Annotated in this window: 13 protein-coding genes; 12 read left to right on the top strand and 1 reads right to left on the bottom strand. The window is 56.4% G+C overall.

From position 1 onward, the window contains the following. Positions 1-49: 49 nt before the first annotated feature. The gene (dapD, locus tag D7M11_RS02610) at positions 50-760 is read right to left on the bottom strand and encodes a 2,3,4,5-tetrahydropyridine-2,6-dicarboxylate N-acetyltransferase (protein ID WP_120745571.1); all 711 of its coding nucleotides are present in this window, start codon (positions 758-760) and stop codon (positions 50-52) included. A 750-nt stretch (positions 761-1,510) separates the two neighbouring features. On the opposite strand from dapD, the gene pyrR reads away from it, so the two are divergent. From pyrR to D7M11_RS02550, 12 genes are all read left to right on the top strand, one after another. After that, complete coding sequence (gene pyrR, locus D7M11_RS02605; protein WP_120745570.1) at positions 1,511-2,053, top strand: bifunctional pyr operon transcriptional regulator/uracil phosphoribosyltransferase PyrR; 543 nt, start codon at positions 1,511-1,513, stop codon at positions 2,051-2,053. 5 nt (positions 2,054-2,058) lie between these two features. Beyond that, on the top strand, positions 2,059-2,967 hold the full coding sequence (locus tag D7M11_RS02600; protein ID WP_120745569.1) for an aspartate carbamoyltransferase catalytic subunit: 909 nt from the start codon (positions 2,059-2,061) through the stop codon (positions 2,965-2,967). Between the two features lie 42 nt (positions 2,968-3,009). After that, positions 3,010-4,296, top strand: a complete 1,287-nt coding sequence (locus D7M11_RS02595) for a dihydroorotase (protein WP_120745568.1) — start codon at positions 3,010-3,012, stop codon at positions 4,294-4,296. 96 nt (positions 4,297-4,392) lie between these two features. Continuing rightward, the gene (gene carA / locus D7M11_RS02590; RefSeq protein ID WP_120745567.1) at positions 4,393-5,556 is read left to right on the top strand and encodes a glutamine-hydrolyzing carbamoyl-phosphate synthase small subunit; all 1,164 of its coding nucleotides are present in this window, start codon (positions 4,393-4,395) and stop codon (positions 5,554-5,556) included. Next, positions 5,543-8,767 (top strand): carbamoyl-phosphate synthase large subunit, encoded by a 3,225-nt coding sequence (gene carB / locus D7M11_RS02585; protein WP_120745566.1) that lies wholly within the window; start codon positions 5,543-5,545, stop codon positions 8,765-8,767. The genes carA and carB overlap by 14 nt, the downstream gene beginning before the upstream one ends. 91 nt (positions 8,768-8,858) lie before the next feature. Then, on the top strand, positions 8,859-9,590 hold the full coding sequence (gene pyrF / locus D7M11_RS02580; protein ID WP_120745565.1) for an orotidine-5'-phosphate decarboxylase: 732 nt from the start codon (positions 8,859-8,861) through the stop codon (positions 9,588-9,590). Between the two features lie 14 nt (positions 9,591-9,604). Continuing rightward, positions 9,605-10,243, top strand: a complete 639-nt coding sequence (pyrE, locus tag D7M11_RS02575; protein WP_120745564.1) for an orotate phosphoribosyltransferase — start codon at positions 9,605-9,607, stop codon at positions 10,241-10,243. A gap of 786 nt (positions 10,244-11,029) precedes the next feature. Continuing rightward, on the top strand, positions 11,030-12,343 hold the full coding sequence (locus D7M11_RS02570) for an ABC transporter substrate-binding protein (RefSeq protein ID WP_120745563.1): 1,314 nt from the start codon (positions 11,030-11,032) through the stop codon (positions 12,341-12,343). A 190-nt stretch (positions 12,344-12,533) separates the two neighbouring features. Continuing rightward, on the top strand, positions 12,534-15,071 hold the full coding sequence (locus tag D7M11_RS02565; protein WP_158606396.1) for an alpha-mannosidase: 2,538 nt from the start codon (positions 12,534-12,536) through the stop codon (positions 15,069-15,071). A 22-nt stretch (positions 15,072-15,093) separates the two neighbouring features. Further along, positions 15,094-15,963 (top strand): sugar phosphate isomerase/epimerase family protein, encoded by an 870-nt coding sequence (locus D7M11_RS02560; protein ID WP_120745561.1) that lies wholly within the window; start codon positions 15,094-15,096, stop codon positions 15,961-15,963. Positions 15,964-15,981: 18 nt separating this feature from the next. Beyond that, positions 15,982-16,659 (top strand): orotidine 5'-phosphate decarboxylase / HUMPS family protein, encoded by a 678-nt coding sequence (locus D7M11_RS02555; protein WP_120745560.1) that lies wholly within the window; start codon positions 15,982-15,984, stop codon positions 16,657-16,659. 25 nt (positions 16,660-16,684) lie between these two features. Continuing rightward, on the top strand, positions 16,685-17,728 hold the full coding sequence (locus D7M11_RS02550; RefSeq protein ID WP_120745559.1) for a zinc-binding dehydrogenase: 1,044 nt from the start codon (positions 16,685-16,687) through the stop codon (positions 17,726-17,728). The last annotated feature ends 12 nt before the right edge of the window (positions 17,729-17,740 follow it).

Genomic DNA, 17,740 nt, shown 5'->3' with positions numbered 1-17,740 from the left:
CCCCTGGCTTCAATAGTTCTACTACTGGAATTTAGGTTTCGGGGTTATTTTACAGCTGGCGCAGCTCTTGCATAATTTCCGTTTTCGACTTCGTTTTGGCGTCGACTTTCTTGATCTCGCGGGCTGGCGTTCCGGCGACGACGGTATACTCGGGAACGTCCTGGGTGACGACGGCGCCGGCGGCAACTACGGAACCTTTGCCGACGCGCACGCCTTCCAATATTACTGCGTTGGCTCCGACAAGCACATCGTCTTCGATGACGACCGGCTGGGCCGAAGGCGGCTCGATTACGCCGGCTACGACGGAACCTGCGCCGATGTGGCACATTTTGCCGATTTGCACGCGGCCGCCGATTACGACGTTCATGTCGATCATCGTGCCGTCGCCGATCGAAGCGCCGATGTTGATCGTCGAGTTCATCATGATGACGGCGTTATCGCCGATCGTTACTTTATCGCGGATAATGGCGCCGGGCTCGATGCGGGCATTAATGCCTTTCAGATCAAGAAGCGGAATGGCCGAATGGCGGCGGTCGTTCTCGATCTCGAAATCCTCAATCAGCGCTTTGTTGGACTCGAGCGCGGCTGCGATCGCAGGCCATTCGCCGAACAAGACGCCGCTCGATTCGGAGACGAAAGCGCGAACGTCCGCTCCGAAATTCGCTTCGTTTAGCTTTCCTTTTACATATACTTTCACGGGCGTTTTTTTCGTGCTGTTTTTGATGAAATTGATAACTTCCATTGTATTCATGTCGGACATGCGATTGAATTCTCCTTTGATCGTGGAATAACCTATATTTTTTAACGTTCAGAAAGTTCAACTTCGCTAAGGCGTTAAGTGAAGTGCGAGTTTCTGAACCAAGAAAAACTTCTGCTGGTTTTGGGGTCCCTGCAAAGTAATAACAATAGCTTTCATCGAAGAAATTCGGATGATGGGCATCCGTGTTCCTATGGAAGCTATGGTTGCGAGAGCAGCAAGCTGCTCCGACGGAATACGCCTCGTAGTTTATCTTCACTATGTGAGGTTCAGTCGCGGTCGTTCATTCTTGAATTATATCGATAGATGTTTTATTTATAGCATAAAAACAAGGGTCCAAGCAATGCCGGGCATTGCTTCCAATTCCGCCGCTCTTTTGGTAAAAATGTTCGGCTGCCGATCCTATTTTGTCGACAAACGACGAATAATCCTAGTATGGACATTGACATCGGCTGTCCGGCATGAGATAATCTTCAGGAACTGAATAGTGCCTTTAAGCTGGTCCCGTGAGGCCGGCAAGGTGTCGACAGCTAGTCGTCGCGAGATCGTGACGGACAGGCGTGCGCGGTAGTTTCTCATACGCGAATGGCGGGGTGCGCCCCGGGTTCGTGGATGTGGTTTCGTGCGCTCTAATTCCGGATCTTACTCCTTGCCAAGCGGGCAAGGAGTTTTTTTGTGTCCTGCGGCAGGAACCGGACTGAGCAGATGTTGCATCTCTTCACTTTTTGAGCTTACAGCTTGGGAGGTTGGGCCATGAACCGCGATAAACTCGTCATCATGGACGAGACGGCGATCCGCCGCGGCTTGACGCGAATCGCGCACGAGATTGTGGAAAAAAATAAAGGCATTGGCGACAGCATTATGATCGGCATCCGGACTCGCGGCATCTATTTCGCCCGCCGGATTGCGGAACGGATCAAGGATATCGAAGGCGTGCCCGTGCCGGTAGGCGAGCTGGATATCACCTCCTATCGCGACGACAGGGTGCGGGCGAACGCCGGTAGCGACGTTCAGACGCTCCGGGCGCCGGACATTCAGGACAAACGGGTTATCCTGTGCGACGATGTCTTGTATACCGGGCGTACGGTAAGGGCGGCGATGGACGCCCTGATCCACCTGGGCAGGCCGAGAATGATCCAACTCGCGGTGCTGGTCGACCGGGGACACCGCGAGCTGCCGATTCGGCCCGATTACGTAGGCAAAAACGTGCCGACCTCGAAGCTGGAGCAAATCGAAGTGAAGCTGCAAGAAGCCGATGGGTGCGACGAAGTCGTCATTACTCAGCAAAGGGGATAACGGAAATGACGAAAACGAACGTAACGTACGAAAGGCATTTGCTCGGACTGAAGCAGCTCGAGCGAGAGGAGATCGCTAGCATTCTGGACCGCGCGGCTTATTGGGAAAGCCAGACGAGCAAAGTAACGCCGAGGCTTGAAGGGAAATTTGTCGCCAACATGTTTTTCGAGAATAGCACTCGCACACGCTTCTCGTTCGAGGTGGCGGAGAAACGTCTTGGCGCGCAAGTGCTGAACTTCTCGGCGGCGGCTTCAAGCGTGGAGAAGGGCGAATCAATCTACGATACGGTGCGCACCCTGGAATCGATGGGAATCGACGCGGGCGTGATCCGGATGAAGCCGATCGGCCTTTTGGCCGAGCTGGCGGAGAAGATCAAGGTGCCGCTGATCAATGCGGGAGACGGCAATAACGAGCATCCGACTCAGGCGCTGCTCGATTTATATACGATGAAGAAGACGTTCGGGGAAATCAAAGGGTTGACCGTATCGATCATCGGCGATATTTTGCACAGCCGGGTTGCCCGCTCGAACTTGTGGGGGCTGCAAAAGCTGGGGGCGAACGTCCAGTTTTGCGCCCCGGACAATATGCAGGCTCCGGAGCTGGCGGAGCACGCGCCTTACGTAAGCGTAGAAGAGGCTTTACAAGCCGACGTTGTCATGATGCTGAGGGTGCAGCTGGAGCGGCACGACAAAGGGTTCATCCGCTCGGCCGAAGAGTACCGCGAGCACTATGGACTCACCGTGGAGCGGGCCGCCCGAATGAAGCCGCATGCAGTTATTATGCACCCGGCCCCGGTTAATCGCGGTGTCGAAATCGACGATGAGCTGGTCGAGCACGAGAAGTCCAAAATTTTCGCGCAGATGGGTAACGGCGTTCCGATCCGCATGGCTGTGATTGAGCGGGCGCTGTCCTGAGCCAGGGCTTAAAATCCAAGATAACGTTATGGAGGCGAAACGATGGGAACATGGATTATAAACGGAAATGTGCCTGAGAAGGGACAAGACCGGCTGACGGCAAAGCATCTCTATATCGAGAACGGGAAAATAGCAGCCATACGCGACGCTTCCGAAGGAGAGCCAGATACGGCCGGACACGAAACGATCGACGCGAAAGGCAAGCTGGTATCGGCGGGTTTCATCGATATGCACGTTCACCTGCGCGAGCCGGGCTTCGAATATAAGGAAACGATCGCGACGGGAACCCGGTCGGCGGCCCGCGGCGGCTATACGGTAATCGCCTGCATGCCCAACACGCGGCCGGTTATCGACAAGGTCGAAACGGTAAACTACGTGCTGGACAAGGCTGAAACCGAAGGAGTCATTCGGGTGCTGCCGTACGGATGCATCACGAAAAATCAGCTCGGCCGCGAGCTGACGGACTTCGCCGGACTGAAAGAAGCGGGCGTCGTCGGCTTCACCGATGACGGCGTAGGCGTGCAAAGCGCGCAGATGATGAAGGATGCGATGGCGCTGGCGGCATCGATGAATATGCCGGTTATCGCCCACTGCGAAGATAACACGCTCGTCGAGGGCGGAGCGGTGACGGAAGGCGAGTTTGCCCGCAAAAACGGGATGAAGGGCATTCCGAACGAATCCGAAGCGATTCACGTCGGGCGCGACATCCTGCTCGCCGAAGCGACGGGCGTGCACTACCACGTCTGCCACGTCAGCGCCGAGCAGTCGGTCCGGCTCATCCGGCACGGCAAGCAGCACGGAGTGAAGGTGACGTCGGAAGTATGCCCGCACCATCTGCTGCTGTCCGACGAGGACATTCCGGGCATGGACGCGAATTGGAAAATGAATCCGCCGCTGCGGACGCCGGCTGACGTCGAAGCGGTTATCGCCGGCCTGGAGGATGGCACGATCGATATTATCGTAACTGACCACGCGCCGCACAGCGAGGAAGAGAAGGCTCGCGGTATGCAGCTTGCGCCGTTCGGCATCGTCGGCTTCGAGACGGCGTTCCCGCTGCTCTATACGAAGTTTGTACGAACGGGACGCTGGACGCTCGAGTTTTTGCTGGAGAGAATGACGTCGAAGCCCGCTGAGCTGTTCGGACTGCCGTGGGGCGTGCTCGAAGAAGGACGCGAAGCGGATCTTACGCTGATCGATCTGGAGACGGAGAAAGCGGTCGATCCTGCCGAGTTTTTGAGCAAGGGACGCAACACGCCGTTCACGGGCTGGAAGCTGTACGGATGGCCGACGCTTACGATGGTGGCCGGCAAAACGGTATGGAGCGAATAACCTTCTTCACATAGAACCAGCGTTACGAATTTGGAAAACAAGATGAGGCAGCAGCGGTATACACTTAATTGCAGCGATTCGATTGGAGGAATAAATATGCAAGCTAGATTATTATTGGAAGACGGCACGCTGTTTATCGGCAAGGCGTTCGGCAGCGAAGGCGAATCGGCCGGCGAAGTCGTATTCAACACCGGGATGTCCGGTTATCAGGAAGTATTGTCCGACCCGTCCTACTGCGGTCAAATCGTCACGATGACATATCCGCTCATCGGCAACTACGGCATCTCCCGCGACGACTTCGAATCGATCCGCCCGTTCATTCACGGCTTTGTCGTACGCGAGCATGAGGAAGTGCCGAGCAACTGGCGCGCCGAGTATTCGATCGACAGCCTGCTGAAGGAATACGGCATCGTGGGGATCAGCGGTATCGACACCCGGATGCTGACCCGGATCATTCGCCACTACGGCGTAATGAAAGGGATCATTACGACGTCGAACCGTCCGACCGAAGAGCTGCTCGAGCAGCTTAAGGCGACTCGCCTCATTACCGACCAGGTATCCCGCGTATCGACGAAAAGCGTATACGGCTGCCCGGGGACGAAAGAACGGATCGTCCTTGTCGACTACGGAGCGAAAAGCGGCATCGTCCGCGATCTGACGAAGCGCGGCTGCGACGTAGTCGTCGTTCCGCAGGACGCGACCGCCGACCAGATTCGACGGCTCAGCCCAGACGGCATTTTGCTCTCCAACGGTCCTGGGGACCCGAAAGACGTACCGCACGCAGCGGGCATGATTGCCGAACTGCTCGGCGAAATTCCGATCTTCGGCATCTGCCTCGGTCATCAGCTGTTCGCTCTTGCCAGCGGCGCCGATACGGAAAAGCTGAAATTCGGCCATCGCGGCGGCAACCACCCGGTCAAAGACCTCATCACCGGACGCTGCTACATTACATCGCAAAACCACGGCTACACGGTGAAGGAAGAGTCCATCGCCGGAACCGACCTGATCGTCACGCATATCAACAATAACGATAAAACGATCGAAGGCTTGAAGCATAAGACTTATCCCGCTTTCTCGGTGCAATACCACCCCGAGGCGGCTCCGGGACCGTTCGATTCGAGCTATCTGTTCGACGATTTCCTGACGATGATTCACAGCTTCAAGGAACAAAACCCGCGCGCTCCAAGACAAGCCGAAATCGTGGCTGCTCGCGGCGGCGCATCCGCACCGAAAGGGGAACTCGCATATGCCAAAAAATAAAACACTCAAAAAGATTCTCGTCATTGGCTCCGGCCCGATCGTCATCGGTCAGGCCGCCGAGTTCGACTACGCCGGTACGCAAGCGTGCGAAGCTTTGAAAGAAGAAGGCATGGAAGTCGTGCTGATCAACAGCAATCCGGCCACGATCATGACCGATACGAATATGGCCGACAAAGTATATATCGAGCCGATCACGCTCGAATTCGTTTCGCAAATCATTCGTCAAGAAAGGCCCGACGGCCTGCTGCCGACGCTGGGCGGCCAAACCGGTCTGAATATGGCCGTCTCGCTCGCCAAAGCCGGCGTGCTGGAGAAAGAAAACGTCAAGCTGCTCGGTACGCAGCTGACTTCGATCGAAAAAGCGGAAGACCGCGACTTGTTCCGCGACCTGATGCGCGAGCTGGAGCAGCCGGTACCGGAGAGCGTCATCGTGACGACCGTTCCGCAAGCCGTTGACTTCGCCAACGAAATCGGCTACCCGATCATCATCCGTCCCGCTTATACGCTCGGCGGCACCGGCGGCGGCATATGTAACACCGAGGAAGAGCTGGTCGAGATCGTATCCTCGGGACTCCGTTACAGCCCGATCGGCCAATGTCTCGTCGAGCGCAGCATCGCCGGCATGAAGGAAGTCGAGTACGAAGTGATGCGCGATGCGAACGACAACTGTATCGTAGTATGTAACATGGAAAACTTCGACCCGGTTGGCGTTCATACCGGCGACAGCATCGTCGTTGCTCCAAGCCAGACGCTGTCGGACCGCGAGTACCAGATGCTCCGCTCCGCATCGCTGAAAATCATTCGCGCGCTGAACATCGAGGGCGGCTGTAACGTCCAATTCGCGCTCGATCCGCACAGCTTCCAATATTATGTCATCGAAGTAAACCCGCGCGTCAGCCGTTCGTCGGCGCTCGCGTCGAAGGCGACGGGCTATCCGATCGCGAAGATGGCCGCCAAAATCGCTATCGGTTATACGCTTGACGAACTGGTGAACCCGGTAACAGGACAAACCTATGCTTGTTTCGAGCCTACGCTCGACTACATCGTTTCGAAAATTCCGCGCTGGCCGTTCGACAAATTCACGAGCGCCAACCGCAAGCTCGGCACGCAAATGAAAGCGACCGGCGAAGTCATGGCTATCGGCCGCACGTTCGAAGAGTCGATGCACAAGGCCATCCGCTCGCTCGAGATCGGCGTTCACCGCCTGTTCCTGAAGGAAACCGACCTGCTCGACAAAGATACGCTGGAAACGCGTCTTGCCAAGCCTGACGACGAGCGGCTGTTCCTGATCGCCGAAGCGTATCGCAGAGGTTACACGCTGCAGCAAATTCAGGACTTGACCAAGATCGACTGGTGGTTCCTCGGCAAGCTGGAGGGTATGATCGAGTTCGAAGCGAAGCTTGCGGGCGAGCTGACTAGCGAACTGCTGCTCGAAGCGAAGCGCAAAGGATTCACCGACCGCGCCGTCGCCGAAATCCGTACGCTGGCAGGAGCCGGTACGTACGTACTGGAAGCCGATGTTCGCGCATTGCGTTTCGAGCATAACATCAAGCCGGTATACAAAATGGTCGATACGTGCGCAGCCGAGTTCGAAGCAACGACGCCGTACTACTACTCGACTTATGAAACCGAAGACGAAGTGCTGGAATCGAGCAAGGAGAAAGTCGTCGTTCTCGGCTCCGGCCCGATCCGGATCGGACAAGGGATCGAATTCGACTATTCGACCGTACATGCGGTATGGGCGATTCAAGCGGCCGGTTATGAAGCGGTTATTATCAACAACAACCCGGAGACGGTATCGACCGACTTCTCGACATCCGACCGTCTGTACTTCGAGCCGCTGTTCTTCGAAGACGTCATGAACGTGATCGAGCGCGAGAAGCCGATCGGCGTAATCGTCCAATTCGGCGGCCAAACGGCGATCAACCTTGCCGCTCCGCTGCATAAAGCGGGAGTCCGTATTTTGGGCAGCAGCCTGGAAAGCATCGATGCGGCCGAAGACCGCAAGAAGTTCGAGAAGCTGCTGCGCGACTTGAACATAGCCCAGCCTCCGGGCGGTACGGTCACTTCGGTCGATCAGGCGGTAGGCACGGCTTCCCAGTTCGGTTATCCGGTGCTCGTTCGTCCTTCTTACGTACTCGGCGGCCGCGCCATGGAAATCGTCTATTCCGACGCGGAGCTGCTCAGCTATATGGAATACGCGGTCAAAATCAATCCGGAGCATCCGGTTCTGATCGACCGTTACATGCTCGGTAAGGAAGTGGAAGTCGACGCAATCTGCGACAAGGAAACGGTGCTCATTCCTGGCATCATGGAGCATGTAGAACGCGCTGGGGTTCACTCCGGCGACTCGATCTCGGTGTATCCGCCGCAGACGATTTCCGAAGAGCTGAAACAAAAGATCGTAACCATTACGGTCAAAATCGCCAAGGCGCTTGAGGTTGTCGGTCTCGTCAACATCCAGTTCGTCATCTACCAGGACGAAGTGTACGTCATCGAGGTTAACCCGCGCTCGTCGCGTACCGTACCGTTCCTCAGCAAAGTGACGAACGTGCCGATGGCGAACGTCGCCACCCGCGTTATTATGGGGCAAAAGCTGGCCGATATGGGCTACGAAACGGGACTGTGGCCGGAAGACGACCATGTTTCCGTCAAGGTGCCGGTATTCTCCTTCGCCAAGCTGCGCCGCGTAGAGCCGACGCTCGGTCCGGAAATGAAATCGACCGGCGAAGTCATGGGCCGCGATACGAACTTTGCCAAGGCGCTGTACAAAGGCTTTATCGGCTCCGGGATGAAAATTCCGCCGACCGGCGCGATTATTGCGACGATTGCGGATAAGGATAAAGAAGAAGCGGTCGGCATTTTGCGCGGATTTTTCGAGCTTGGCTACAAAATCGTCGCTACGGGCGGAACCGCGGACGCGCTCGAACAAGCGGGATTGCGCGTAGAACGCGTAAACAAGCTGAGCGAAGGCTCGCCGAACATTCTCGATCTGATCCGCAACGGGGAAGCGCACTTTGTCGTCAACACGCTCACCAAAGGCAAAACGCCGGAGCGCGACGGCTTCCGCATTCGCCGCGAAGCGGTCGAAAACGGCGTCGTTTGTATGACTTCGCTCGACACGGTAAGCGCGCTGCTGCACGTGCTCAACACGATCAATTTCTCGTCGCGTGCGATGCCTGCCGTAAGCCAGGCCGCGGCTGTCAAATAAAATAGCGCCATAAGAGGGCCGGTTTCCGTACCATGCAATTTGGTTCGGGGACCGGCTGTCATATGGGCGAAGATCGGGGAGGTTTTCGGTCATGAATAGGGCGGACAGTTTGGTGGGGCGCATAATCGTCGCTCTCGATTACCCCGATGCCGGGGGAGCGCGGCAACTGCTGAAGCGTCTGGAAGGAATTCCTTGCTATATGAAGGTAGGCATGGAGCTGTTTTATGCGGCCGGGCCGCAATTCGTGCTGGAGCTAAAGGAAGCGGGCTACAACGTATTCCTCGATTTGAAAATGCACGACATACCGAACACGGTCAAAGGCGGATCGGCCAGCATTACGCACCTCGGCGTCGATATGTTTAATGTGCACGCGGCCGGCGGCCGGGCGATGATGGAGGCGGCGCGGGAAGGCGTCGAGCAGGCGCTGTCGGGACAGCCGGGAGCGAGCAAGCCGATACTGATCGGGGTTACGCAGCTGACGAGCACGAGCCAGCAAGTGCTGAACGAAGAGATCGGCATAGCGGGATCGATGGAAGAGGCGGTGCTGCGTTACGCGGAGTCGGCGAAGTCAGCCGGGCTGGACGGAGTCGTCGCATCGCCGCTGGAAGTGACGCGGATCAAAGAGCGGTGCGGAGCAACGTTTGTTACCGTTACGCCGGGCATCAGGCCGGCGGGCTCGGCTGCGGGCGACCAGTCCCGTGTTATGACGCCGCAGATGGCGTTTGCCCAGGGCACCGACTACATTGTAATCGGCCGTCCGATTACGGCTGCGGAAGACCCGCGTGAGGCGCTGGAGAACATCGTACAATCGATAACCGTTTAAGGGGGAACTTTTCGATGACACTTCGTTATTTGGACGAACAAATTGCCGAAGCCTTGCTGGATACAGGAGCAGTAAGCTTGCGACCGAAACAGCCGTTTACGTGGACGTCGGGCCTGAAGTCGCCGATCTATTGCGACAACCGGATTACGATCTCCCATCCGTCCGTCCGCGATCTGATCGCGCTTGGCTTCGCCGAGAAAATCCGCGAGGTGTATCCGGACGCGGAGGTGCTGGCCGGCATCGCGACAGGCGGTATTCCGCACGCGGCTTTCGTGGCGCAAAAGCTGAACTTGCCGATGATTTACGTACGCGACAAAGCGAAAGGCCACGGCAAGGAGAATGTAATCGAAGGTCTCGTAAAGCCGGGGCAAAAAGTAGTGATGATCGAGGATCTGATCTCCACCGGCGGCAGCTCGGTAAAGGCGGCATCGGCCGTTCGCGATTTTGGTGCAAACGTGCTCGGCGTTATCGCGATTTTCAATTATCAGTTGGAGAAGGCGGTTCGCAATTTCGCCGAGGCTGACTTTGCGTTCGATTCGCTGTCGAATTATTCGGCGCTGATCGATGTGGCGCTGAAGCTCGGTAAAATCGCCGAGGAAGACGTGGAGCTGCTCCGATCGTGGCGGACGAATCCGGACGGCTACGGCGTTTAATCTTTCGGGGTAAAAGCTTATGGTACACCGTATGCGCGGGCGACTGTGTTGTCGCTGCGATGCGGTGTTTTTTATTGTGTTGGAAGCGAACATGTTCCGGATGTCGCGAATTTGCTTCAATTAGGAGTCTTTCGGGCGCTTTAAATCAATATTAATTGGAGGTATTTGGGCGGAGCAGTCTTTTGGGACTCTTATTTTCACGGAAATCGGGATTGAAGGGTAGGATGCAGGAAATAAGAGGCTCAAAAACACTTTATTTTTCCAAATTTCCTATTTTAAGTGATAATAAGAGTCCTAAAAGACTGTTACTTGTGGAAAGTTTACGGACCGACTTGAAGTCGCGTTGTACCGCGAAAGTCTAATCCAGACAACATGACTTACAGCGGCTGGAGCCCAATATCCACCCACTCCCTCCTAACGCACTAACGTATGAGTTTGCACGTCAAGGAACGTCCGGGCGTTTTCTGCGGACGGTTTCTCTTATAACATTAGAATTTATAGGTTTTGAGCGAAGCTCAAGAATTCTGATGTTGCAAGAAAAGCTTCCGCTAAAACACGAATGCGCATCATTGAAAGGCTTCGATCAGAAGCTTTTTTTAATCATTGAAAAAATATTTAACAATAACATAAAATGGTTGAAATAAAATTACTAATAGGATATGATTGGAAATGAAATTGCTTACATTTAATTGGAGGATATTACCGTGATACATTCATTATAAAAAGGAAATATTCTCTAAACTGTATTCGCCATTCGTCAGCAGAATAAGAAGGGAGTTTCGTAGAATGAAGGGAACCAGGGTCATATCGGCAGGGCTGCTTGCCATGCTAGCGTTAAGCGCATGCGGCAAACAGGAGGCTGTGACGAATGTTGCGCCCCAATCGAAGGATGACGAATTTGCAAAGCAGAAAGTAACGCTGAAGCTGTTCTCACACAGTGCCGGGATCAATACGGAGCAGGATGTAAACGATCTCATCCTGAAGCCGATCCAGGCGAAATACCCGAACATCTCCGTCGAGCTGATTACGGGGAAAAAGCTGGAGGAGCTGCCGGCCGCCGGCGAAATTCCGGACCTGCTCTTCACAAGCAACTACTACATGATCGATCCGCTTGAGCTTGGGCTCGCCAGCGACTTGCGGGATTCGATCAAAACGTTGGGACTCGACCTGAACAAGTTCGAGCCGCAAACGGTCAAGGTCATTCAAAATTTCGGCAAAAACGGTGAAATTTACGGCGTGCCGTTTTCCATGAACTACGGCATTATGGCGTACAACAAAGACATTTTCGATAAGTTCGGCGTCGAATATCCGAAAGACAATATGACGTGGAATCAGGTGATCGAACTATCGAAGCGGGTTACCCGGCTTGATGCCGATGCCCAGTATGTCGGAATCGATCCGGGACCGGCTCTTGCCTTGTCGAGAGCGTATTCGCTTCCGCTGCTCGATGCGAAGCAAGAAAAAGCGGCGCTCACAACGGACGGGTTCCAGAAGGTGTTCCAGCAGGCGAAACAAATTTTCGATATACCGGGCATCGTCGATCCGAACAAAAAGTACTCGTACGGCGTCGGCTTTTTTCTGAAGGACAAAAAACTGGCGATGTACCCGTACTGGCTGTCCGCATTCGCAAGCTCCTTGTCGGCGGCCGATCAGCCGGGCAAGCTGTTCAATTGGGACATGGTGACGTATCCGCAGTACGACGATCGTCCCGGCATCGGACGCGAGGTCGATTTCCATCTGATGATGATCCCTTCGGCCAGCAAAAACAAAGAAGCCGCTTACCGCGTCATCGAAGTGCTGGCCAGCGAGGAAGCTCAGAAGACGATGAACAAGGGGGCGCGGATGACGGCGCTGAAGGACCCGAACTTACGCAAGCAGTTCGCCTCGGATATGAAGGTGTTCGAGGGCAAAAACCTGGACGGCATTTTCAAAGTAAATCCGGCGCCGCTTCCGCCGGCGTCGAAGTACGATGTGAAAATATACGGATTTTTGAACGACGCTTTGAAAAGCGTCATCGTCGACGGAACGGACATCAATACGGCGCTTCGCACGGCAAACGAAAAGGCGGATAAGCTGATTCAAGAAATGAACGGGAAATAAGGCAGATGGGGACACCGGAGATCGTACACACCGGTGTCTTGTTTTTTTTTTGGAAAATCCCTTTACAACTCCCCAGTAATAACTTTATGATTAAATTAATTAGTGGACATTAGGGAAAGGAGAACGCCGTCGGATTTTCTATTATCGGAATCACATGCATACTAATAGCTGCATGAGGGAGAGGAATACAATGGGAGAACGCGAAAAAACAGATACAACTTTATCACAAGCCGTACATATGATCGGCAACGCCCATCTCGATCCGGTATGGCTGTGGCGCTGGCAGGAAGGGTATGCCGAGATTAAGGCGACGTTTCGTTCGGCGCTGGACCGGATGAACGAATTTCCCGATTTCATCTTCACTTGCGCCGGGGCGGCCTACTACGAGTGGGTCGAGCAGAACGCTCCGGACATGTTTGAAGAAATACGCCGGCGGGTAAACGAGGGGAGATGGGTTATCGTCGGCGGCTGGTGGATTCAGCCGGACTGCAACCTGCCCTCGGGCGAGTCTTTCGCCCGTCATTCGCTGTACAGCCAGCGTTATTTCCGGGAGAAGTTCGGCCGGATTGCGCAGGTCGGCTACAACGTCGACTCGTTCGGTCATCACGGCATGCTTCCGCAAATTTTGAAGCTAAGCGGGATGGACGCTTACGTATTCTCGCGGCCCGGGGTACACGAGAAAACGCTTCCTGAGGGAGCCTTCTGGTGGGAGAGCGCGGACGGCAGCCGGGTAATCGCTTACCGGATTCCGATCGACTACTGCACCGGCCCCGGAGGCGAAGTGGTGGCGAAAACGAAGGCGATCGCCGAGATGGCCGCGCGGCATGGCTCGGACCAGATGTGCTTTTACGGGGTCGGCAATCACGGCGGCGGACCGACGGTTGTTAATTTGCGCGAAATTGTCTCCCTTCAGCAAAACTCGCCGGAGGCCTCCATCGTATTCAGTTCTCCCGACGCTTTCTTCCGCAAGCTGAGCGTTTCCGGCACGGCGTTCCCGGTTGTGAGAGACGATCTCCAGCACCACGCCGTCGGTTGTTACACCGCGCATTCCGAGACGAAGGCGGACAACCGGGCGGCGGAGCATCGGCTGCTGACGGCGGAGAAGTTTGCCGCTGTGGCGCATCGGCTGGTTGACTTCCCGTACGATTCCGCAAGGCTGGAGGACGCATGGCGGCGCGTCATGTTTAATCAGTTCCACGACATTATGGGAGGCTGCAGCATCAAGGAAGCGTACCGCGATTCGCGGGAGGCCTTCGGTTATGCCGGTTACATAAGCGCAGTGACGCTTAACGGCGCGCTGCAAAAGCTGTCGTGGTCGATCGATACGATGCGCGAAGGGATCGTATCCGTCACTCGCGATAAAGACCGAACGTTATGGGAGCAAAATAACCTTGGCGTTCCGTTCGTCGTTTTCAATCCGCATTCTTGGGCGGTAACGGCCCCTGTCGTGATCCCGCAGCAGATGAAAGGCGTAACGGATAACTCCGACGTGCCGGTAGCGATGCAATATGTACGCGCTTCCAGAACGAACGGCGGAGACAAGTTCGATACGCTGTTTATCGCGGAGTTACCGCCGCTGGGATACCGGGTTTACTGGATTTACCGCGAGAAGACGTTTGACGTACCGGCTCCGGTAACCCCGCCCGATCAAGCATTGAACGATCCGGACCTGACGGTTACGGCAACGGTTATGGAGAACCGGTACGTCCGTCTCGAACTCGAGAAGCATACCGGCTATATCAAGCGGCTGCTCGATAAACGGACCGGCAAAGACGTAATTAGCGGCAACGGGGCAGTGCCGGTCGTGCTGGACGAATTCGAGTACGATACATGGGCGCACCATGCAACCGCATTCCGCAGCGAGCTTGGCAAGTTTGCCGACGCGAGCATAGAGATGATCGAGACAGGGCCGCTGCGAGGGCGAATTCGCGTGACAAGCCGGTACGGCCAATCCGTGATCCGCCAGGATTTCATGCTGCACCGGGACCGGCCGGACGTGGAGGTAACCGTCAAGCTCGACTGGCGGGAGCGCCATAAGATGCTCAAGCTGTCGTTTCCCGTGCGGCTTCACAAGCCGGAAGCTACGTACGAGATCCCTTACGGTTATATCGAACGTCCGGCGAACGGCGAGGAGGAGCCCGGGCAGCAATGGCTCGATTTGTCGGGCGAAGCGGCGGACGGCAGCGGCAGATGCGGTCTTGCGCTGCTGAACGACAGCAAATACGGGTATGATGTGCTGGATAACGAGATGCGGATGAGTGTCGTTCGCGGCGCCATTTTCGCCGATCATTACGGACGCCGTGACGATTTGTGCGAATATATGGACCAAGGCATCCAGGAGTTTCACTATGCGCTGGTCCCTCATGCAGGGTCGTGGCGAGAAGCCGGTATCGTGCGCAAGGCGTATGAGCTGAACGTTAGGCCGGAGCACGTTATCGAGACGTACCACAAAGGCGAACTGCCGCAGGTGTACGAAGGCATCCGAATCGATTCGGCCGGGATCGTGGCGGTGGCGTTCAAAAAGGCGGAAGACGGCGACGGGTACATCTTGCGCTGCTGCGAAACGTCAGGAACGGACACCCGGACAACGATCGAGCTGCCGATGCTTGGCCGCAAATGGGAAGCCGGGTTCGGGAAGCTGGAAATCAAGACGTTCCGAATCCCGCTTGATCCGCTCATACAGATCGAGGAGACGGATTTACTCGAGACGGCCATGATTACCCAATAATTCGTATAGGAGCGTGGAAGGCATGGGTTGGAAAATCGGCACGCGTATACCAAGACAACTGAACGAACAGGGTCTCGAATACACGGCGAAATGGGCGGCTGGCATCGGTCTGGACGTGCTCGACGTCGGATCGCTGACGGAAGAGACGAGGCCGACATTGGAGCGCCACGGACTGCAGATCGGCTCGGTCGATGCGCAGGGCGTCCGCTATTTGCTGTGCAAGGACGACGCGAAGCGGGAAGCCGCTGTCACGTCCTTGAAGGAACAGATCGATGCCATTGCCGCGGCCGGCGCGTCCGTGATGTTTATGTGCCTCGTCCCGGACGACCGCTCGCAGCCGCGCAAGGAGACGTTTGCGATCTGGAAGGATGCCTTCCCCGAAGTCGTGCGGCGAGCCGAGGAGAAGGGCGTTTATATCGCTATCGAGGGCTGGCCGGGGCCAGGGCCGGAATTTCCGACGATCGGCTGTACGCCGGAAATGTGGCGGGTGATGTTCGAGGCCGTGCCGTCCAAGCATTTCGGGCTCAACTACGATCCTTCCCATCTCGTCTGGCTCGGCATCGATTATTTGCGCGTGCTGTCCGAATTCGGGGAACGGGTGAACCACTGCCACGGCAAAGATACGGAAATGCTGGACGAGGAACGGTACGAATCCGGCATCATTTCCCCGACGTTCGGAACGAAGTTCGGATTTTCCGGCGGCTTCTGGAGGTATACGATTCCCGGCCACGGAGCGGTAGCCTGGGAGCAGGTAGCCGCACGGCTTGACCGTCTCGGCTACACGGGAGCGATCTGCATCGAGTTGGAAGATCACCGCTTCCGGGGAACGCTGGAGAAAGAGCAAGAGGGCATCCGCAAAGGGTTCGAGCATTTGGCGGGCTATTTCAAATAGAAGAGGCGGGGAAGAACAATGGAACCGATCGTACAAATTTCGCTGGATGTGACGAATATTCAGGAGGCGCTCGATATCGCCGCGGTTGCCGTGGAGGCGGGCGTCGATTGGCTCGAGGCCGGCACGCCGCTGCTGCTCGGCGAAGGACTTCATGCCGTTGCCGCTTTGAGAAAAGCGTTCCCGGATCACCCGATCGTGGCCGATCTGAAAACGATGGACGGCGGTTATCTCGAGGCCGAGATGATGGCAAAGGCCGGCGCCACGCATGTCGTTGTCATGGGCGTCGCGCATCAGGCGACGATTCGCGCCGTTGTTAGAGCGGCGAACGATTACGGCATCTCCGTTATGGGCGACATTATGGCCGCCCCCGATCCGGTCGCCTGCGCCCGGATGCTGGAGGCGAACGGGGTCCATTACATCATCGTACATACCGGCTTCGACGAGAGAGGAGAAGACCCGGCGCGGACGCCGTTCGATCATCTGCGCGAGGTTGTGCAGGCGGTGAATATTCCGGTTCAGGCGGTCGGAGGCCTTTCCATCGAGCAGGCGGCGCAAATGCCGAAGCACGGAGCGCCGCTCGTTGTGCTCGGCGCACCGCTTGTCATCGACAAACAGGAGTTCAAACCAAGCACGAATCGCGAGGAGCTGCTCGCGATCATTCAGCGCGTTGTTACCGAAGTGAAGAAGCAGGCGTAAACGAGCGAGCGAGGTGGCGGGAGAGATGATGAAAGCTGTAGTCAACTATGCGGGCGGAGCCGGAAGCGTAGAGCTTCGCGAGGTCGAGGTGCCGGCCGTACGAGGTCCGAAGGAGATCGTCATTCAGGTTATGGCCGCAGGCGTTTGTGGCAGCGACCTGCATATGTATCACGACAGCCAGGGCTTTCCGGTCCGGCGGCCGGTTACGCTAGGCCATGAGTATTCGGGCGTCGTGGTGGAAGTAGGCAGCGAGGTCACCTTATTCCAAAAAGGGGATCGCGTCGTCAGCGAAACGCCGGCCTATATATGCGAAACATGCGTCTACTGCCGTACCGGGCAGTACAATCTTTGCCCGTCGCGCCGGGGTTACGGCGTGCTGGAGGACGGCGCGATGGCGCAATTTTTGCGCACGCGCGAGGCGATTTGCCATCGCATCCCGGACAACGTTTCCTTCGAGGCGGCGGCGATGACCGAGCCGGCCTGCGTCGCCTACAACGCGGTCGCTTTTCATTCCCATATTCGTCCGGGCGACGATGTGGTCGTATTCGGCCCCGGTCCGATCGGTCTCATGGCCGTTCAGGCGGCGAAGCTGTTTTCCCCCGGCAGACTGACCATTGTCGGAACCGCTAAAGACCGGAACCGGCTCGAAGTGGCGAAGCGGTTCGGAGCGGACCGGGCCGTAGTTGCCGACGAATGCGACGTCGTAGCGGACATTTTGAAGTATGGCGACGGCATGGGGCCCGATCTTGTGCTGGACGCGGTGGGGATCTCGGTGACGCTGCGGCAGAGCATCGAGCTCGTCCGCCCCGGCGGGCAAATTACGAAAATCGGCTGGGGCCCTGCGCCCGTCGGCTTTTCGCTGGACCCGCTTATCCAGAAGGCGGCCCGTCTGCAAGGCTCGTTCAGCCACAACTGGCCGATGTGGGAGAAGGTGCTGCTGCTTATGTCCAAAGGAGAGCTCGATCCGCTGCCAATGACGAAGCTGTATCCGATCGACGACTGGAAGAAGGCGTTCGACGAGATGGATTCGCTCGCCCACGCCAAGTCGATATTGCTGCCCCAAACCTGAGCGAGAAAGGAG

Source organism: Paenibacillus ginsengarvi (assembly GCF_003626695.1).
Lineage (GTDB): Bacteria > Bacillota > Bacilli > Paenibacillales > NBRC-103111 > Paenibacillus_AB > Paenibacillus_AB ginsengarvi.
This window is presented reverse-complemented; position numbering and strand designations above follow the sequence as displayed.